This window comes from Streptomyces sp. NPDC008086 (assembly GCF_042957325.1).
Lineage (GTDB): Bacteria > Actinomycetota > Actinomycetes > Streptomycetales > Streptomycetaceae > Streptomyces.
This window is the reverse complement of the sequence record NZ_JBIBIA010000001.1, coordinates 521,130-539,286: the sequence shown is the minus strand read 5'-3', so window position 1 is coordinate 539,286 and position 18,157 is coordinate 521,130. Positions and strand designations below refer to the sequence as shown.

Here is an 18,157-nt window from a genome sequence, read left to right as displayed (position 1 = left end):
GAGCCCGCCAAGGACGAGCTCGGCGGTGTGTCGGCCAAGGACCGGGCTGCCGGTGAGTCCGCGAAGAATCAGCCTGGCGGGGAGCCCGCCAAGGACGAGCTCGGCGGTGTGTCGGCCAAGGACCGGGCTGCCGGTGAGTCCGCGAAGAATCAGCCTGGCGGGGAGCCCGCCAAGGACCAGTCCGGCCGTGAGCCCGCCAAGAACCAGCCCGCCGGTGAACCCGTCACGAGTCCGGCGCCCGGGCGCCCCACCTCCGGATCCGGGCCGCCCGATCCCGTCCGGGACCCGGACGCCGGCAAGCACCACGAACCGCCCGGCCCGGTGACGCGCACCGATCTGCGGGCGGGCCGGGAGCCGGAGCCCGGTGCCTCCGCGGACGGCGAAGCACCTCCCGGGTCCCCTGCCGTGCACAAGCCGCATCCGGACGCCCCCATAGCCGCCGAAGCCCGCTCCCGCCAGCCTTCTGAAGGAGACCAGGAGACCCATGAACACCGCTGAACTCGTCGAACTGGCCCAGCAGTTGCGTGTGGACAGTGTGCGTGCCTCCGACGCCGCGGGGTCGGGACATCCGACGTCGTCGATGTCCGCCGCGGATCTGATGGCCGTACTCCTCGCGGAGCATCTGCGCTACGACATCGACCGGCCGGCGCACCCCGGCAACGACCGCTTCGTGCTGTCCAAGGGACACGCCTCGCCCCTGCTGTACTCCGCGTTCAAGGCCGCGGACGCCATCGAGGACGGCGAGCTGGTCACCTTCCGCAAGCTCGGCAGCCGGCTCGAAGGGCATCCGACGCCGCGGCAGCTGCCGTGGGTGGAGACGGCGACCGGATCGCTCGGGCAGGGGCTGCCGATCGGGGTCGGCATCGCGCTGGCCGGGAAGCGACTGGACCGCGCCGGGTACCGGGTGTGGGTGCTGTGCGGAGACAGCGAACTCGCCGAGGGCTCCGTGTGGGAGGCCGCCGAGCACGCGGCGTACGAGCATCTGGACAACCTCACCGCGATCGTCGACGTGAACCGGCTCGGCCAGCGCGGACCGACCCGGCACGGGCACGACCTCGACGCCTACGCCCGCCGCTTCCAGGCCTTCGGCTGGCACACGGTCGAGGTCGACGGACACGACGTGGACGCCATCGACCGCGCGTACGGCGAGGCCCGGTCCACCGTCGGACAGCCCACCGTGATCCTCGCCCGCACCCTCAAGGGCAAGGGCGTCGAAGCCGTCGAGGACCGCGAGGGACTGCACGGCAAACCGCTGCCGGACGCCGACGAGGCCATCGCCGAACTCGGCGGACGACGCGACCTGCGCGTCCGGGTCCACGAACCGCCCGCGACCCGCATGCTGCACGCCGTACCCACCGGCCACGCCGAGCTGCCCCGCTGGGAGAAGGGGGAGGAGCTCGCCACCCGCAACGCCTACGGCGAGGCGCTCGCCGCGCTCGGCACCGGACGCGGTGACGTCGTCGCCCTCGACGGCGAGGTGAGCGACTCCACCCGCGCCGAGTTCTTCGCCAAGGAACACCCCGACCGGTTCTTCGAGTGCTACATCGCCGAGCAGCAGATGGTCGCCGCCGCGGTGGGGCTCGCGACCCGCGGCTGGGTGCCGTACGCCTCCACGTTCGCGGCCTTCCTCACCCGCGCCCACGACTTCATCCGCATGGCGTCCGTCAGCGGCGCCGGCATCAACCTCGTCGGCTCGCACGCGGGCGTCGCCATCGGACAGGACGGCCCGAGCCAGATGGGCCTCGAGGACCTGGCGATGATGCGCGCCGTGCACGGCTCGACCGTGCTGTACCCGTGCGACGCCAACCAGACCGCCCGGCTCGTGGCCGAAATGGCCGGCCTGGACGGCGTCCGCTATCTGCGCACCTCGCGCGGCGCCGCCCCGGTGATCTACGGGCCCGACGAGGAGTTCCCGGTCGGCGGCAGCAAGGTGCTGCGCTCCGGTGACCACGACCGGCTGACCGTCGTCGCGGCCGGCGTCACCGTGCACGAGGCGCTCGCCGCCGCAGACACCCTGGACCGCGACGGCATCCAGGTCCGGGTCGTCGACCTCTACTCGGTCAAGCCGGTGGACCGGGCCACCCTGCGCCGGGCCGCCGAGGAGACCGGCTGTCTGCTGACCGTGGAGGACCACCACGAGGAGGGCGGCCTCGGCGACGCCGTCCTCGACGCGTTCCTCGACGGGCGCCCGGTGCCGCGCCTGGTGCGCCTCGCTGTCCGCAGGATGCCCGGCTCGGCCTCCCCGGACGAGCAGCTGCACGCCGCGGGCATCGACGCCGCGTCCATCGCCGCCGCGGCGAAGCTGCTGGTGGAGGAGGCGGTCGTACGGTGACCGGAGGCGGCGACGATACGAGGCAGGTGCGGGCGGGGCGCCGTACCGTCGAGGTCAAACGCGTCGACAAGGTGCTCTTTCCCGGTGACGGGGGCGCGAAGGAGTACACCAAGGGCGACCTCGTCGACTACTACCGGTCCGTCGCCGAGTTCATGCTGCCGCACCTGCGCGGCCGCCCACTGATGCTGGAACGCCACCCCGACGGCGTCCACGGGCCGCGGTTCATGCAGAAGAACACCCCCGAGCACTACCCGGACTGGATCACCCGGGCCGAGGTCGCCAAGGAGGACGGCACCGTCACCCACACGGTCTGCGACGACGCGGCGACCCTCGTCTACCTCGCCGACCAGGCCTGCCTCACCCTGCACCGCTGGCTGTCGCGCACCGACCGGATCGACTTCCCCGACCGGATGGTCTTCGACCTCGACCCGGCCGAGGACGACTTCGAGCAGGTGCGGGAAGCCGCCGGCCTGCTCGCCGAGCTGCTCGACTCGCTGAAGCTTCCCTCGGCGCTGATGACCACCGGGTCACGCGGCCTTCACGTCGTCGTACCGCTGAAGGGGGAGCAGGACTTCGATCAGGTGCGCCGGTTCGCCCGGGACGTAGCCGACACCCTCGTCGACGCCCACCCGGACCGGCTCACCACCGCCGCCCGCAAGAAGGACCGCGGCGACCGTCTCTACCTCGACGTCCAGCGCAACGCCTACGCCCAGACCGCGGTCGCGCCCTTCACCGTGCGCCCCCGCCCCGGCGCGCCCGTGGCCACGCCGCTGACCTGGGCCGACCTGGACGACCCGGACCTCGACGCCCGCCGCTGGACCATCGCCGACGCCGTGGACCAGGCCCGCACGAACCCCTGGGCGGGGGTGATGAGCCGCCCCCGAGCCCTGGGACCCGCCCGGCGCAGGCTCGACGCACTGCGTGGTTGACGCGCTCCGTGGCTGACACACGCGAACTCATGGGTTTGGCCGTCGCCTTCCGGGCCACTCGCCGTGGGAGGCGCCCATGACTGATTCACAGAACTCACCCAAATCATCCAGACAACGACAGGGCAGGGCGGACGACATGCCGAGCCCCATGGAGGTGCTGCGCCAGGCGCGCGCCCAGCTCGCCGAACTCACCGGCAAGGCCGCGGAGACGGTGTCCTCGTTCGAACAGACCGAGGACGGCTGGGTGCTGGAGATCGAGGTCCTGGAGCTGGCCCGTGTCCCCGACACGATGAGCCTGATGGCGAGCTACCAGGTCGACCTCGACCAGCAGGGACAGCTCACCGGCTACCGCCGGGTCCGCCGCTACGAGCGCGGACGCTCCGACGCACACAGGCCCGGCGGCCGTTAGGCCGCCCGCCCACCCCCTGCACACCATCCCCAGACAAGGAGGAACGGCCGGCATGACCGTTGTCCCGGCACAGCAGACCGGAGGCGGAGGCGGCAGCAGCGGCCTCTACGACGTCCTGGAGCTCGTCCTCGACAGGGGGCTCGTCATCGACGCGTTCGTACGGGTCTCCCTCGTCGGCATCGAGATCCTCAAGATCGACGTCCGGGTCGTCGTCGCCAGCGTCGACACCTATCTCCGCTTCGCCGAGGCGTGCAACCGGCTCGACCTGGAGGCCGGCCCGCGCAAGGACCCGGGTCTGCCCGACCTGGTCGGCGAGATCACCGAGTCCGGTGCGCGCGGCAAGTCCAAGGGGGCGCTGTCCGGCGCCGCCGAGACCATCTCCGACGCCTTCAAGCAGGCGCGGGACGAAGGAGAGCGCGAGCCCAAGCCGCGCGCCCGCAAGTCCACCGCGTCGCGCCGGAAGGAGGAGCAGGAGTGAGCACGTACGTGTACGGCATCACCGCGAGCTCGCACCCCTCCCTCCCGAGCGCCGTGGGCGGCGTCGGCGACCCGCCCAGCCCGGTGCGCGTGCTGAAACAGGGTGACCTGGCCGCGCTCGTCAGCGACGCCCCCGAAGGGCTGCGCCCCAAGCGCAAGGAACTGCTCGCCCACTCGAACGTGCTCGCCGAGGCGGGCGCGGCCGGGTGCGTGCTGCCCATGCGGTTCGGGAGCATCGCCCCCGACGACGACGCGGTCACCTCGGTCCTGGCCGAGCGCGCCGAGCACTACAAGGAACGCCTCACGGCCCTGGACGGCAAGGTCGAGTACAACATCAAGGCCAGCCACGCCGAAGAGGCCGTGCTGCACCGCGTACTGTCCGAGAACCAGGAGATCCGGTCCCTTACGGAGGCCAATCGGCAGGCGGGCGGCGGCAGTTACGAGGAGCGGCTGCGGCTCGGCGAGATGGTGGTCGCCGCGGTCAAGGCCCAGGAGGCCGAGGACGCGACGGACGTCCAGCACACCCTGGAACCGGCGGCGGACGCGGTCAGCGTGGGCCCCGACTCCTCCGGCTGGCTCGCCAACGTGTCGTTCCTGGTGGCCGGCGAGGGCGTCGAGACCTTCCTCGCGGCCGTGGAACAGCTTCGCAAGGGCCACCCCCACCTCGAACTGCGCGTCAACGGCCCACTGCCGCCCTACAGCTTCGTCGATCCCGGCCCCGCCGAGCACGCGGGGACCATGACCGGCGCGGAGAGCGCGGAGGAGTGAGGACGTGGGACTGATCGGAGAGGTGGTGCTGCTGCCGTTCGCCCCGGTGCGCGGCAGCGCGTGGGTGATCAGACAGGTACTGCAGGAGGCGGAGCGCCTCTACTACGACCCGGCGACCGTGCGAGCGGAACTGGCCGCGCTGGAGGAGCAGTTGACGGCCGGAGAGATCGACGAGGACGAGTTCGACCGCCGCGAGGACGAGCTCCTCGACCGGCTCGAGATCGCCCTCGCACACGGCACGGGCAACTGAGGGGACGGCACGATGAACCGAGTGGGACTCGGCCTCGCGGTAGGGGCCGGATACGTCCTCGGACGTACGAAGAAGATGAAACTGGCGTTCGCCGTCGGCACGTTGGTCGCCGGCAAGCGCATGCAGCTGAGCCCGCGGGCGCTTGCGGACCTGGTGTCCCAGCAGCTCCAGAACAACCCGCAGTTCAAGGAGCTCGGGGACCAGCTGCGCGAGGACCTGCGCGGCGTGGGCAAGGCGGCGTCCGGCGCCATGGTCGAGCGACAGCTCGACGCCTTCGCCGACCGGCTGCACGGGCGCACCGCACAGGTGCGGGACCAGCTGGCCGGGGTGGCGCCCGAGGTGCCGGACCTCGGTCCGGACGACGAGGAGCCCGAGGAGTCCGAGGAGCCGGACGAGCCGGAGGACGCGGACACCGAGGAGGAGCCCGAGGCGCAGGAGCGGCCGCGCCGGAAGAAGGCGGCGAAGAAGGCTCCGGCGAAGAAGGCGCCCGCGCCGGCCAAGAAGACGGCGGCGAAGAAGGCTCCGGCCAAGAAGACCGCGGCGAAGAAGACCGCCGCGGCGAAGAAGACGGCGAACAGGAAGCCCGCCGCCAAGAAGACGGCCGCCGCGTCACGCGGTGCCGCCCGCGGCGCGCGCTCCCGGCTGCCGAAGGGCGGTGACGAGCGATGACCGAGACACTCAGCGGCGTGGCCCGCGGCGAGGCCGCCGACCGGCTCAAGGCCGAACTGCGCGAGTACCTCGCCGCCCAGGCCACCCGGCTGCTGACCGGCGCCGGCCAGAAACTCGGGCAGGCCACGGTCAAGCTGACCGACATCGCCGAGGGCAACAGCCCCGGCTTCGCCCAGCTCGCCCTGGACGGCGGCCGCAAGCTCGCCGAGGGCAAGGGTCCACTGCGCAGCGCGCTGGAGCTCGGCGCCTCCCGCGCCAAGGACAGCGTGACCGAGGCGCTGAAGAACCTCGGTGGCGGGAAGGGCGGACGCAAGGGCGGGGCGGGCAAGAAGCCCACCGTCATCCTCGAGTACGTGGACGTCGGCGTCCCGCTGCGCACCGCGTACGACCAGTGGACCCAGTACCAGGACTTCAGCACCTTCGCGAAGGGCGTGAAGAGCGCGAACCGCGCCGACGACACGACCTCGGACTGGCAGCTGAAGGTGTTCTGGTCCAACCGCAGCTGGAAGGCGCACACCACCGAGCAGACCCCCGACGACCGCATCGCCTGGACGTCCGAGGGCGCCAAGGGGACCACGAAGGGCGTCGTCTCCTTCCATCGGCTCGCCGACAACCTCACCCGCGTCCTGCTCGTCGTCGAGTACTACCCCAAGGGACTCTTCGAGAAGACCGGCAACCTCTGGCGCGCCCAGGGCCGCCGCGCCCGGCTCGACCTCAAGAACTACGTCCGCTTCATCACCCTCAAGGGAGAGGCCGAGGACGGCTGGCGCGGGGAGATCCGCGACGGCGAGGTCGTCCGCAGCCACGAGGACGCGGTCGCGGAGGAGGAAGAGGAGGCGTACCAAGGAGAGGAGGAGGAAGAAGGCGAAGCCGCGTACGCGGACGACGAGAACGGCGAGTACCCGGACGACGACGGGGAGTACGCGGACGAGGACGGCGAGGAGCCGGAGGGCGAGTACGACAGCGAGGAGGAGTACGCGGACGACGAGCCCGAGCCTGAGCCCGATGCCGAGTACGAGGCCGAGGAGGAATCCGAGGAGGAGCCCCAGGACGAGGCCGAGTACGCCGGTGGCGGGAGCCGCCGATGACGACCCCCGGGCGGCTGCCCCAGCCCTACGGCCACGACAGCGGCGCCAACCTCGCCGACATCCTGGAGCGGGTGCTCGACCAGGGCGTCGTCATCGCCGGCGACATCCGGATCAATCTGCTCGACATCGAACTCCTCACGATCAAGCTGCGGCTCATCGTCGCCTCCGTCGACAAGGCGAAGGAGATGGGCATCGACTGGTGGGAGGACGACCCGGCGCTCTCGACACGCGCCCGCCGGGACGAACTGACCCGGGAGAACGCCGAGTTGCGCGAGCGGCTGGCCCAGCTGGAGCCCGCTCGGGGACAGGAGGAGGCCTCATGACCGGACTGCGCTACGTCTATGCCATCTGCCGCCCCTTTCGCTCCGCCCTCCAGCGGCAGCTGACGGGGGTGGCGGGGTCGCCGCCCAAGCAGCTGACGCACCACGGCCTGATCGCCGTCGTCAGCACGGTGCCCGAGACGGACTTCGCCGAGGAGCCGCTGCGCGCCCACCTGGAGGACATGGAGTGGCTCACCGCCACGGCCCGCGCCCACCAGACGGTCATCGACGCGCTCACCGTCGTCACCACCCCGCTGCCGCTCCGGCTCGCCACCGTCTTCCGGGACGACAGCGGCGTACGGACCATGATCGAGGCCCGCGAGGACGACTTCCGGCGCATCCTCGACCGGCTGGAGGGGCGTGTCGAGTGGGGCGTGAAGGTGTACGCCGAGCCGGAGCCCGCCGAGGCCACTCGGCCGGACGAGGACGCGCAGGGCGGCGGGACCGGGCGTGGGGCCGTGTCCGGTCGCGACTACCTGCGCCGGCGCCGCATGCAGACGCGGGCACGTGAGGACGTATGGCAGAAGGCCACCGCATTCGCCGGACGACTGCACGAAACGCTGTCCGCTTTCGCCGAGGATTCCCGGCTGCACGCCCCACAGAGCGCCGCGCTTTCCGGCGCTTCCGGGCAGAATATGCTGAACGCCGCCTATCTGGTGCCGCGCCGGGATTCCGAGGAATTCGTGGAACTGGTGGACCGGGAGAAGGACGACGCCCCCGGAATCCGGGTCGAACTCACCGGACCCTGGGCGGCCTACTCCTTCACCGGGGAGTTCGCGGAGGAACCGGAGGTGGAACCGTGACCGCCGTCGAACGCCGCGAGATCGCCCTCGTGGACCTGCTCGACCGGCTGCTCTCCGGTGGCGTCGTCGTCACCGGGGACATCACCCTGCGGATCGCGGACGTCGACCTCGTCCGTATCGACCTCAACGCACTGATCAGCTCGGTCAACGAGCAGGTCCCGTCGCCCTGGGGGGAGCCGGCGTGACATCCCACCGCAACCGACTGGACCTCGACCCCGACACCGTGGAACGCGACCTCGTGAAACTTGTCCTGACCGTCGTGGAACTGCTGCGCCAGCTCATGGAGCGCCAGGCGCTGCGCCGCTTCGACACGGGCGATCTGAGCGAGGAGCAGGAGGAGCGGATCGGGCTCACACTGATGCTGCTGGACGACCGGATGACCGAACTGCGCGAGCGGTACGGACTGCGGCCCGAGGACCTGAACCTGGACCTCGGGCCGCTGGGGCCGTTGCTTCCCCGGGAGTGAAATCAACGCTTTTCCCGGGGGCTTTCCGGGTTTCCGGGAGTGGGAACTAACTCGGATTCACCATCGATACCAGCGCCCCCGGCCTCCTGCCGCGGTGGTGCCGCGCATCACGAAACCCAGGAGCCACAGCACCAGAACCGCGATCGCGATCCACCACAGCGCCTTCAGTGCGAATCCGGCGCCGAAGAGAATCAGGGCCAGCAGCAGCACGAGCAGAATAGGTACCATAGTTTTTTGACCTCCTGCTCACCGTGTTTCCAGGAAATCGCGATTCAGGCATCTTTACGGCACAGAATCTCCCCGTGCAGAACACTGAACCAGCCCTCTTCCCGCCGGCCCCACTCCCGCCACGCCTGCGACACGGCCCGCAGCTGGTCCGCGCTCGCGTGCCCGCCTTCCGTGGCCCGCTCGGCATACGCCGAGGCCAGCGTGCGGTCCGCCCACAGCCCGCTCCACCAGGCCCGCTCCTCCGGCGTCGAGAACGTCCAGGTGCTCGACGTGGCCACGACGTCCGTGAGCCCCGCCCGCAGCGCCCACGACTTCAGCCGCCGCCCGGCGTCCGGCTCCCCGCCGTTGGCGCGGGCGACCCGGCGGTACAGGTCCAGCCAGGCGTCCATGCCCCCGGACGCCGGATACCAGGTCATGGCCGCGTAGTCCGAGTCACGGACCGCGACGAACCCGCCAGGCTTCGTCACCCGCCTCATCTCGCGCAGCGCGCCCACCGGGTCACCGACGTGCTGGAGCACCTGGTGGGCGTGGACGACGCAGAAGGTGTCGTCCGGGAAGTCCAGGGCGTGCACGTCGGCGACCGCGAAGTCGACGTTGGTCAGACCGCGGCCGGCCGCCGTGGCCCCGGCCTGCTCCAGGATCTCCGGCGCCCGGTCGACACCGGTCACCCGCCCGTCGGGCACCAGGGCCGCCAGGTCGGCGGTGATCGTGCCCGGACCGCAGCCGACGTCCAGGATCCGCATGTGCGGCTTCAGGGAGCCGAGCAGGTAGGCGGCCGAGTTGGCGGCCGTACGCCAGGTGTGCGAGCGCAGCACGGACTCGTGGTGCCCGTGGGTGTAGACGGCGGTCTCCCGTGCGGTCTCCCGCGCGTTCTCCGGTGTGCTCTCGTCGGCCTTCGACATGGCTGTTCCCCTCGTCTCGTCCTGCCGGGCGGTACCCGACACGGTACGTCCGCATGTCGAATGGTGAGACCAGCGTTTTACCATACGGACTGATGAGGTGTCAGTTCAGGTCAGGATCCGGGTAGCGGCCGGTACACCGTCAGCGCCTCCGGCAGCTTCTCCAGCGTCACGTCGCCGCCCACCTCGGTGACTTCACCGTCGTACGCGAGGAGCGCGCCCGGGGTGACGCCGGACAGGTGCAGCCGGCCGACCTGGACCGCCGCATGCGCCGGCGAGCGGGTCAGCGGGCCCGCCACGGCGGCCGCGAGCAGCCGCAGCGCGGGCCGGCGTCCGCCGTGCACGACGCGTACGTCGAGCACGCCGTCCGCGAGGTTCAGACGCCGGGCCGGGGCGAGGCCCATCCGGTGGTAGGTGCCGTTCCCGGCGAACAGCATCCACAACGGGTGGGCGCGGCCCGCGACTTCGGCGTGCAGCGGATGACGGTCGCGGCGCAGGACGCGCAGTGCCGCGAGCACCCCGGCCGGCCAGGCGCCCACCCGGGACGAGAAGCGGTCCCGCTCGCGCACCAGCTCCGGATACACACCGAGACTGCACGTGTTGAGGAACACCCCCTGCCGCCCGTCGCAGGTGAACCGGCCCACGTCCACACGCACCGCCTCGCCCCGCTGGAGGGCCCGGCTCAGATCGCGCTCGTCCTCCACACCCAGGTCGTACGCGAAGTGGTTCAGCGTGCCGCCGGGCAGCACCGCGAGGGGCAGGCCGTGCTCCAGGGCCACCTCGGCGGCCGCGTTGACCGTGCCGTCGCCCCCGCACACCCCGAGCACCCGGGCCCGGGCCGCCGCCTTGCGCAACTCCGCCCGGGCGTCCGCCGGTTCGCACTCGACGAGCTCGGCACGCGGCAGCAGGTCCAGCAGGGCGTGCACCCGGTCGGAGCTGCCCGACCCCTGGTTGGCCACCACGACCAGCCCGTCGCCGTCCGGCAGCGCCGGGACGTCCGTACGGGGCCGGGCCGGCGGCTCCAGCCGGTCACGCGTCGGCACCATGCCCCGTACGGCGAACGCGGCACCCGCGCCCAGCGCCGCGCCCGCCACCACGTCGCTCGGGAAGTGGACGCCGGTGTACACCCGTGACAGCGCGACCGACCAGGCGATCGGAGCCACCGCCAGGCCCCAGGCGGGCGACTCCAGCGCGACTCCGGTGGCGAACGCGGCCGCCGAGGCCGCGTGCCCCGACGGGAACGACGTGGTGATCGGCTGCCGCTTCAGCTGGCGGCCCAGCGGGACCGGGTCCAGGACGGGGCGGGGACGGCGCACCGACCGCTTGCCGACGGTGTTGATGGTCAGCGAGGCCAGGCTCAGCGAGGCGAGGCCCCGGGCGGCGGCCCGGCGGGCCCGAGGGGTCCGGCTGGCGGCGATCACGGCGGCCGTCGCGAACCACAGCACACCGTGGTTCGCGCTGCGGCTCAGCCGCGGCAGGACCGGCTCGGCGTACGGCCAGTTCCGCTCGGCGGCGAACTCGAACAGCCGGGAGTCGAGGGCTAGGAGCCGGTCGCGCAAGGCGTGCCGGCCGGACTTCGGGACGGTGAGGTCGACGTCTGGGCTCATACAGGCCTGGGTACCCTGAAGTGGCCGATTGCTGTCCGGCCGGCGGTGACCGACACACGGAGGAACCCGTAGATGCGCCTGCTCCTCGTCCGCCACGGTCAGACGCCCTCCAACGTGGACTTCCTGCTGGACACGGCTGTTCCGGGCGCCGGGCTCACCGCGCTCGGGGAGCGGCAGGCGGCGGCGCTTCCCGCGGCGCTGGCCGGCGAGGACATCCAGGCGGTGTACGCCTCCACGCTGGTCCGCACGCAGCTCACCGCGGCGCCGTTGGCGGCCGCGCGGGGGCTCGAGGTGCTGGTGCGGGACGGGATCCGTGAGGTGTCGGCGGGGGAGATGGAGATGCTGCGCGGGGACACCGCGCAGGGGGAGCTCTACATGAAGACCGTGTTCGCCTGGGCGGGCGGGGACGTGGGGCTGCGGATGCCGGGGGGTGAGAGCGGGGCGGAGGTGCTCTCGCGGTACGACGCGGTGGTTTCTGAGGCCGCGGGGAGCGGGGCCGGGGTGGTGGCCATGGTCAGTCATGGTGCGGTGATCCGGTTGTGGGCGGCTGCTCGGGCGGACAACGTGGATGTGTCGTTCGCGGCGGCGCGGCCGCTGGAGAACACCGGGGTGGTGGTTCTCGAGGGGTCGCCGGTGGATGGCTGGAAGGCGTTGACGTGGGCGGGTGCCGTGGTGGCTCCGGTGGGGGAGGGTGGGCCGGCGGGACGGGTGGTGGACCCCGAGTAGGTTTTCTCGCCCCCGCCGCCCCTACCCGTCCCATCCCTTGAAGGGGCTCCGCCCCTTCGACCCCGCTGGGGGCTGCGCCCCCAGACCCCGCCATCGGCCCTCCGGGCCTCGTCCTCAAACGCCGGACGGGCTGGAATTGCCTGGGCGGGCGGGGGACCGGGAGGGCTATGCCTCGGCCTTGAACGCCGGACGGGCAATAAGGGTTTGCCCGGTGCCGTGCGGTCACCTCAGAATGCGGCCCTATGGGACATCTGGAAGCCGCGCATCTCGAGTACTACCTTCCCGATGGGAGGGCGCTGCTCGGCGATGTGTCGTTTCGGGTGGGGGAAGGGGCCGCCGTGGCGCTCGTCGGGCCCAACGGGGCCGGGAAGACGACCCTGCTGCGGCTGATCTCCGGGGAGCTGAAGCCGCATGGGGGCAGTGTCACCGTGAGTGGGGGGCTCGGGGTGATGCGGCAGTTCGTGGGGTCCGTGCGGGACGAGACGACCGTGCGGGATCTGCTGGTGTCGGTCGCGCCGCCGCGTATCCGGCAGGCCGCGCAGGCGGTGGACGCGGCCGAGCACGGCATCATGACCGTCGATGACGAGGCGGCCCAGCTGAAGTACGCGCAGGCCCTCGCGGACTGGGCCGAGGTGGGCGGGTACGAGGCGGAGACGCTGTGGGACATGTGCACCACGGCCGCGCTGGGGGTGCCGTACGAGAGGGCGCAGTGGCGGCAGGTGCGGACCCTGTCGGGGGGCGAGCAGAAGCGGCTGGTGCTGGAGGCGCTGCTGCGGGGCACCGACGAGGTGCTGCTGCTCGACGAACCGGACAACTACCTCGACGTGCCCGGCAAGCGGTGGCTGGAGGAGCGGCTGAAGGAGACGCGTAAGACGGTCCTCTTCGTCTCCCACGACCGTGAACTCCTCGCCCGTGCCGCCGAGAAGATCGTCTCCGTGGAACCCTCGCCCGCCGGCGCGGACGCCTGGGTGCACGGTGGCGGTTTCGCGACGTATCACGACGCGCGGCGTGAACGCTTCGCCCGGTTCGAGGAGTTGCGCAAGCGCTGGGACGAGAAGCACGCCCAGTTGAAGAAGCTGGTGCTGACGCTCCGTCAAGCGGCGGAGAACAGCGCGGACCTGGCCTCCCGGTACCGGGCCGCGCAGACCCGGCTGCGCAAGTTCGAGGAGGCGGGGCCGCCGCCGGAGCCGCCGCGGGAGCAGGACATCCGGATGCGGCTCAAGGGCGGGCGTACCGGGGTGCGGGCCGTCACCTGTGAAGGGCTCGAACTCACCGGCCTGATGAAGCCGTTCTCGCTGGAGGTCTTCTACGGCGAACGGGTCGCGGTCCTCGGCTCCAACGGTTCCGGCAAGTCGCACTTCCTGCGGTTGCTGGCCGGGGAGGACGTGGCGCACACGGGGCAATGGAAGCTGGGGGCGCGGGTCGTGCCCGGGCACTTCGCGCAGACGCATGCGCATCCTGAGCTGATGGGGCGCACGCTGCTCGACATTCTGTGGAAGGAGCATGCCCAGGACCGGGGTGCGGCGATGTCCCGGTTGCGGCGCTACGAGCTCACCCACCAGGCCGAGCAGACCTTCGACCGTCTCTCCGGCGGGCAGCAGGCCCGTTTCCAGATCCTGCTGCTGGAGCTGGAGGGTGTCACCGCGCTGCTCCTCGACGAGCCGACCGACAACCTCGACCTCGAGTCCGCGGAGGCCCTTCAGGAGGGGCTGGAGGCCTTCGAGGGGACGGTGCTGGCCGTCACGCACGACCGCTGGTTCGCGCGGTCCTTCGACCGGTACCTGGTCTTCGGCAGCGACGGGCGGGTCCGGGAGACGGCGGAGGCGGTCTGGGACGAACGACGCGTGGAGCGAGCCCGCTAGCTTCTCCGCCCCCGCCGCCCCTACCCGTCCCATCCCTGGGGGCTGCGCCCCCAGACCCCCGCTGTCGGCCCTGCGGGCCTCGTCCTCAAACGCCGGACGGGCTGAAAGATCCAGCCCCTCCGGCGTTTGAGGAGCGGGGTCTGGGGCGGAGCCCCAGAAGGAGGGGACGGGTAGGGGCGGCGGGGGCGAGGAGGCTTGGGTCAGGGCCAGCGTAGGAGGGCGCCCAGGCCGCCGGCCGGGGTCTGGGCCTCAGGGGCCGGGGTCACCGACAACGCCCCCGCACCCGTGGCGACCGCGCAGCGGATCAGCGCGTCGTCGGCCCGCGCCGGCCAGGAGTGCTGTTCGCCGAGGATCTTGAGATCGGTACGCCGCACCGCCACCTGGTCGGGATCCTCACCGATCCACACCTCACGGTGCGCGTCAGGACCATCCGGCCGGATCAGCAGCTCGTCGATACGGTGCTCACGCGCCGCCTCGACCAGCGCGGGCACCCCCTCCACCGCCCCGGCACGCTCCCCGCTCCCCGGCTCCCGCGCCGCGAGAAACCGCTCCAGCTCCCGCGCCGCCCGCTGCCGCACATGCTCCTCACGGGCCCGTTCGACGTCCTCGTCGAGCAGCCGGCTCCCCGTGCCGTGCGGGGCCTCGACCACCAGGTCGTGCAGCCGCCGCGGCAGCCGGTCGTGGACCGACCGCCGCTCCCGGTCGTCGCCGACGAGGATCAGCAGGTCGGCCCGCGTCTCCTCCTGGCAGACGGTGAGCGCGTCGGCGATCTCGGCCGCGTTGTGCTCCCAGGTGTTCTCCACCTTGAGCTGGAAGTGCCGCTCGGACCAGTCGACCGTGCTCGTCCGGTGGACCGGACGCTGCCGGCCGGTGACCGCACCGACGTCCTGCCGGCCCAGCGCCGTGCGCAGCTCGAACGCGGCACCCCGGCGATCGACGTAGGCCACCACGCACACCGGGTCCTCACCCGCCAGCTCCAGCAGCGGAGCGGTGTGCGGCAGCGGCGCCCAGTGCGCGCTGTCGCGCAGTGGGGCGCGGGCCAGCGGCGGGTCGAGGACCACGTCACCCGCTCGGGCGAAGATCGCGCGGCCGTGCGGTTCGGAGGAGTGTTCCAGTTCCTCCAGCGCGCCCCGCACGGCCCGGCAGGTCGCGTCGTCGGCGCCCTGCCCGGCCAGGTCGCGGGACAGGGCCCGAGCCGCCAGGTGCCTTTCGTGCGGGGTGTCCTCCGTGTGCCGGGAGGTGTCCACGTATACGGAGGCCCAAGGCCCGGGGTGTTCGTACAGTGGGTTCAGGAAGGCGAGATCCATGGTCTGTCTCTCCTGTACGCCGCTCGGGTGCTGTGTGCTCCCGGGGCGGGTACCCGGACCGCATGATTGAACACGACGAGCGGGGCACCACGATGACCGGAGTCGACCCCAGCCGGCTGGACGACCAACAGCTCATGAAGGAGCTGGAGACCATCCACCGGACGCGTCACGACACGCTGCTGTACGGCTCGAACGGCGCGCTGCGGGCCCACAACGAACGCATGGCGCAACTGGAGGGCGAGTACCTGCGCCGCAATCCGCGCCGCACGGTGGCCCCGGGCCGCACCCGTGACGGCGCCCGCGACCGCGGCGCGTGACGAGCGGGGCGTGCCCCGGAAACCCGCACACCCCGCCAGCCACGGTTCACGCACCCGCGGACTCAGCTCCCCACCGGCGGACGCCCCCAGTGGCGGTGCGCGGACACCGCGGCCTTGAAGGCCTCCAGGAAGTCCGCGCTGGCCGGGCCCGGTGACGTGTCCGTCACCACGCCCTGGTCGGACACCGTGTGGTGGAACTCGGCGGACAGCCGTACGCCCTCCGGCTCCAGGGAGGCCAGGACACCGACACCGGAGCCGAGCGCGCCGACCGGCTTGCCGTGCCGGTAGGCGCTCCGCACGAAGCGCATCGCGTCCTGGTCGGCGGCCGTGTGCGGGGTGCCGTGCGGGCCGCCGGGCAGCACCACGGCGTCGTACAGCACCGAGGCGACCGTCGGCAGGGCGCGGTCCACCTCGCACCGGTCGCCGTGGGCGCCGGCGACCGTGCCGTCCGTCGGCGCCAGCGCCTCGACGATCGCACCCTCGGCCGTGAGCGCCTCCCGCACCGAGTCGACCTGTGCGGTGTCGACGCCGTCCGTGACCAGGACCGCGATCTGCCGGGTGCGGATCGAACCGTCGCCGCGCAGTGACTCCAGGCTCAGCGCGGGGGAGGAGAGCTTGTCCGCCGCCTGCGTACCGGACGGCTCGGGCACCCCGATGCCGCGCGCCACCTGCGCTGCCAGATCGCCGTTCACCTGGGCGAGATGCTCGACCGTACGGGCCCGCACCTCCTTCGCGCCGACCTTGCCGAGCTCGAACCGGAACGCCGCGACGATGTGCTGCTTCTCCCAGTCCGCCATGCTGTTCCAGAACATCGCCGGCTGGCTGTAGTGGTCCTGGAAGCTCGGGCTGCGACGCCGGATCTTGGCGCCGTCGACGCGTTCGGCGTAGTGCGTGTACGCGCTGCCGTCGACACCGGCGTGCGCGGGGCAGCCGCCGCCGAGGGAGTTCGGGAAGTAGTTCGTGCCGCGGTGGATCGCGCTCTGATGGTGGCCGTCGCGTTGGTTGGTGCGTACGGGGGCCACCGGGCGGTTCACCGGCAGCTGGGCGAAGTTGGGGCCGCCCAGCCGGGTCAACTGCGTGTCCAGGTAGGAGAAGTTGCGGGCCTGGAGCAGCGGGTCGTTGGTGAAGTCGATCCCGGGGACGACGTTCGCCGTGTGGAAGGCGACCTGTTCGGTCTCGGCGAAGAAATTCTCCGGGTTGCGGTCCAGCACCATCCGGCCGATCGGACGGACCGGCACCTGCTCCTCCGGGATGATCTTCGTGGCGTCGAGGAGGTCGAAGTCGAACGCGAACTCGTCCTCCTCGGCGACGAGTTGGACGCCGAGCTCCCACTCCGGGTACTCGCCCGCCTCGATCGCGTCCCACAGGTCACGCCGGTTGAAGTCCGGGTCCCGGCCCTGGCACTCCTGCGCCTCGTCCCACACCAGGGACTGCACACCCAGCCGCGGCTTCCAGTGGAACTTCACGAACGTGCCCTTCCCGTCCGCGTTCACGAACCGGAAGGTGTGCACGCCGAAGCCCTGCATCATGCGGTAGCTGCGTGGGATCGCCCGGTCCGACATCAGCCACATGATCGCGTGCAGCGTCTCCGGCTGAAGCGACACGAAGTCCCACAGGGTGTCGTGCGCGGAGGCACCGGTGGGGATGTCGTTGTGCGGCTCCGGCTTCACCGCGTGCACGAAGTCGGGGAACTTGATGCCGTCCTGGATGAAGAAGACCGGGAAGTTGTTCCCGACCAGGTCGTAGTTCCCCTCCGACGTGTAGAACTTGGTCGCGAAGCCGCGCACGTCCCGCACGGTGTCCGCCGAGCCCTTCGGGCCCTGCACGGTCGAGAACCGCACGAACACGGGGGTCCGCACGGACGGATCCTGGAGGAACGCCGCGCGCGTGAACTCCGCGCACGATTCGTACGGTTCGAAATAGCCGTACGCGCCCGCGCCCCGCGCGTGCACCACCCGCTCCGGGATCCGTTCGTGGTCGAAGTGGGTGAGCTTCTCCCGGAAGTGGAAGTCCTCCATCAGCGTCGGCCCGCGTTCGCCGGCGGCGAGCGAGTCGTCGGTGTGGTGGACCTCGACGCCCTGGTCGGTGGTGAGCGGCCCGCCCTTCGGGTCGTCCGCGTGGAAGGTCTCCCGCTGCTCCTGCTTGCGGTCCCCCATTTACGACGCCTCCTTCGCGAACACTTCCAGGAACGTCTCGCAGAACGCCTTCAGATCGTCCGGCTTGCGGCTGGTGACCAACTTGTTGGAGCCGTGGTCGCAGGTCCGCACCTGCTCGTCCACCCAGGTGCCGCCCGCGTTGCGGACGTCCGTCCGCAGACTCGGCCAGGAGGTCAGCACCCTCCCGCGTACGACGTCCGCCTCCACCAGCGTCCAGGCGGCGTGGCAGATCGCGGCGACCGGCCGGCCCTGGTCGAAGAAGTCCCGTACGAAGCCGACGGCCTTGCTGTTCGTCCGCAGATAGTCCGGGTTGGCGACGCCGCCGGGCAGGACCAGGGCGTCGAAGGAGTCCGCGGACGTCTCGCCCACGACCTCCTGCACCGGGAACTTCTCCGCCTTGTCGAGATGGTGGAACGCCTGGATCGTGCCCGGCTTCGTCGACACCAGCACCGGCTCGTGGCCCGCGTCCACCACCGCCTGCCAGGGATCCGTGAGCTCGACCTGCTCGACGCCCTCGGGTGCGGTCAGAAATGCGATACGCATG

At 71.7% G+C, this 18,157-nt stretch carries 21 protein-coding genes and 1 pseudogene; 16 read left to right on the top strand and 6 right to left on the bottom strand.

The window, feature by feature from the left end:
- The 13 genes and pseudogenes from ACFZBP_RS02415 to ACFZBP_RS02355 all read left to right on the top strand — a co-directional run.
- Positions 1 to 498: pseudogene (locus ACFZBP_RS02415) on the top strand (hypothetical protein); the annotation flags it as partial.
- A complete protein-coding gene (locus ACFZBP_RS02410; protein ID WP_383449316.1) occupies positions 485 to 2,332 on the top strand; it encodes a transketolase in 1,848 nt (615 codons plus the stop codon). The pseudogene ACFZBP_RS02415 and the gene ACFZBP_RS02410, both read left to right, overlap by 14 nt.
- Entirely contained in the window at positions 2,329 to 3,261 is a 933-nt protein-coding gene (gene ligD, locus ACFZBP_RS02405) for a non-homologous end-joining DNA ligase (RefSeq protein WP_391409432.1), read from the top strand. Before ACFZBP_RS02410 ends, ligD begins: the two co-directional genes overlap by 4 nt.
- A 76-nt stretch (positions 3,262 to 3,337) precedes the next feature.
- Entirely contained in the window at positions 3,338 to 3,670 is a 333-nt protein-coding gene (locus tag ACFZBP_RS02400; RefSeq protein WP_383449314.1) for a gas vesicle protein, read from the top strand.
- Positions 3,671 to 3,722: 52 nt separating this feature from the next.
- The gene (locus ACFZBP_RS02395; protein ID WP_383449313.1) at positions 3,723 to 4,148 is read left to right on the top strand and encodes a gas vesicle structural protein GvpA; all 426 of its coding nucleotides are present in this window, start codon (positions 3,723 to 3,725) and stop codon (positions 4,146 to 4,148) included.
- Positions 4,145 to 4,915: a GvpL/GvpF family gas vesicle protein gene (locus tag ACFZBP_RS02390; protein WP_391409431.1), complete on the top strand. Its 771-nt coding sequence runs from the start codon at positions 4,145 to 4,147 to the stop codon at positions 4,913 to 4,915. The genes ACFZBP_RS02395 and ACFZBP_RS02390 overlap by 4 nt, the downstream gene beginning before the upstream one ends.
- Positions 4,916 to 4,919: 4 nt before the next feature.
- Positions 4,920 to 5,165 (top strand): gas vesicle protein GvpG, encoded by a 246-nt coding sequence (locus tag ACFZBP_RS02385; RefSeq protein WP_383449311.1) that lies wholly within the window; start codon positions 4,920 to 4,922, stop codon positions 5,163 to 5,165.
- Between the two features lie 12 nt (positions 5,166 to 5,177).
- Complete coding sequence (locus tag ACFZBP_RS02380; RefSeq protein ID WP_383449310.1) at positions 5,178 to 5,834, top strand: DNA primase; 657 nt, start codon at positions 5,178 to 5,180, stop codon at positions 5,832 to 5,834.
- The gene (locus ACFZBP_RS02375; protein ID WP_391409429.1) at positions 5,831 to 6,922 is read left to right on the top strand and encodes an SRPBCC family protein; all 1,092 of its coding nucleotides are present in this window, start codon (positions 5,831 to 5,833) and stop codon (positions 6,920 to 6,922) included. Before ACFZBP_RS02380 ends, ACFZBP_RS02375 begins: the two co-directional genes overlap by 4 nt.
- Positions 6,919 to 7,245: a gas vesicle protein GvpJ gene (locus ACFZBP_RS02370; protein WP_391409427.1), complete on the top strand. Its 327-nt coding sequence runs from the start codon at positions 6,919 to 6,921 to the stop codon at positions 7,243 to 7,245. Before ACFZBP_RS02375 ends, ACFZBP_RS02370 begins: the two co-directional genes overlap by 4 nt.
- A complete protein-coding gene (locus ACFZBP_RS02365; protein WP_383449307.1) occupies positions 7,242 to 8,045 on the top strand; it encodes a GvpL/GvpF family gas vesicle protein in 804 nt (267 codons plus the stop codon). The genes ACFZBP_RS02370 and ACFZBP_RS02365 overlap by 4 nt, the downstream gene beginning before the upstream one ends.
- On the top strand, positions 8,042 to 8,230 hold the full coding sequence (locus tag ACFZBP_RS02360; protein ID WP_383449306.1) for a gas vesicle protein: 189 nt from the start codon (positions 8,042 to 8,044) through the stop codon (positions 8,228 to 8,230). The genes ACFZBP_RS02365 and ACFZBP_RS02360 overlap by 4 nt, the downstream gene beginning before the upstream one ends.
- Positions 8,227 to 8,511 (top strand): gas vesicle protein K, encoded by a 285-nt coding sequence (locus tag ACFZBP_RS02355; protein ID WP_383449305.1) that lies wholly within the window; start codon positions 8,227 to 8,229, stop codon positions 8,509 to 8,511. Before ACFZBP_RS02360 ends, ACFZBP_RS02355 begins: the two co-directional genes overlap by 4 nt.
- A gap of 57 nt (positions 8,512 to 8,568) precedes the next feature.
- Here the strand turns inward: ACFZBP_RS02355 and ACFZBP_RS02350 are convergent, their stop codons facing one another.
- The 3 genes from ACFZBP_RS02350 to ACFZBP_RS02340 form a co-directional block, all read right to left on the bottom strand.
- Positions 8,569 to 8,739: a hydrophobic protein gene (locus ACFZBP_RS02350; protein ID WP_383449304.1), complete on the bottom strand. Its 171-nt coding sequence runs from the start codon at positions 8,737 to 8,739 to the stop codon at positions 8,569 to 8,571.
- A 44-nt stretch (positions 8,740 to 8,783) separates the two neighbouring features.
- Positions 8,784 to 9,641: a methyltransferase domain-containing protein gene (locus tag ACFZBP_RS02345; protein WP_391409424.1), complete on the bottom strand. Its 858-nt coding sequence runs from the start codon at positions 9,639 to 9,641 to the stop codon at positions 8,784 to 8,786.
- A gap of 110 nt (positions 9,642 to 9,751) precedes the next feature.
- Positions 9,752 to 11,245 carry a phosphatase PAP2 family protein gene (locus tag ACFZBP_RS02340; RefSeq protein WP_391409422.1) on the bottom strand — a complete coding sequence of 498 codons (1,494 nt, stop codon included), beginning with the start codon at positions 11,243 to 11,245 and terminating at the stop codon, positions 9,752 to 9,754.
- Positions 11,246 to 11,317: 72 nt separating this feature from the next.
- Between ACFZBP_RS02340 and ACFZBP_RS02335 the strand changes: the two genes are divergently transcribed.
- Positions 11,318 to 11,971 (top strand): histidine phosphatase family protein, encoded by a 654-nt coding sequence (locus ACFZBP_RS02335; RefSeq protein WP_383449301.1) that lies wholly within the window; start codon positions 11,318 to 11,320, stop codon positions 11,969 to 11,971.
- A 242-nt stretch (positions 11,972 to 12,213) separates the two neighbouring features.
- Positions 12,214 to 13,833: an ATP-binding cassette domain-containing protein gene (locus tag ACFZBP_RS02330; RefSeq protein ID WP_391409419.1), complete on the top strand. Its 1,620-nt coding sequence runs from the start codon at positions 12,214 to 12,216 to the stop codon at positions 13,831 to 13,833.
- Positions 13,834 to 14,033: 200 nt separating this feature from the next.
- Here ACFZBP_RS02330 and ACFZBP_RS02325 read toward each other — a convergent pair whose 3' ends face one another.
- Positions 14,034 to 15,140: a Vms1/Ankzf1 family peptidyl-tRNA hydrolase gene (locus ACFZBP_RS02325; protein WP_391409418.1), complete on the bottom strand. Its 1,107-nt coding sequence runs from the start codon at positions 15,138 to 15,140 to the stop codon at positions 14,034 to 14,036.
- 62 nt (positions 15,141 to 15,202) lie between these two features.
- On the opposite strand from ACFZBP_RS02325, the gene ACFZBP_RS02320 reads away from it, so the two are divergent.
- Entirely contained in the window at positions 15,203 to 15,457 is a 255-nt protein-coding gene (locus ACFZBP_RS02320; RefSeq protein ID WP_383452982.1) for a DUF6158 family protein, read from the top strand.
- A gap of 62 nt (positions 15,458 to 15,519) precedes the next feature.
- Here the strand turns inward: ACFZBP_RS02320 and ACFZBP_RS02315 are convergent, their stop codons facing one another.
- Complete coding sequence (locus tag ACFZBP_RS02315; protein ID WP_391409416.1) at positions 15,520 to 17,613, bottom strand: catalase; 2,094 nt, start codon at positions 17,611 to 17,613, stop codon at positions 15,520 to 15,522.
- On the bottom strand, positions 17,614 to 18,156 hold the full coding sequence (locus tag ACFZBP_RS02310) for a DJ-1/PfpI/YhbO family deglycase/protease (RefSeq protein WP_391409414.1): 543 nt from the start codon (positions 18,154 to 18,156) through the stop codon (positions 17,614 to 17,616).
- Between the last annotated feature and the right edge of the window lies 1 nt (position 18,157).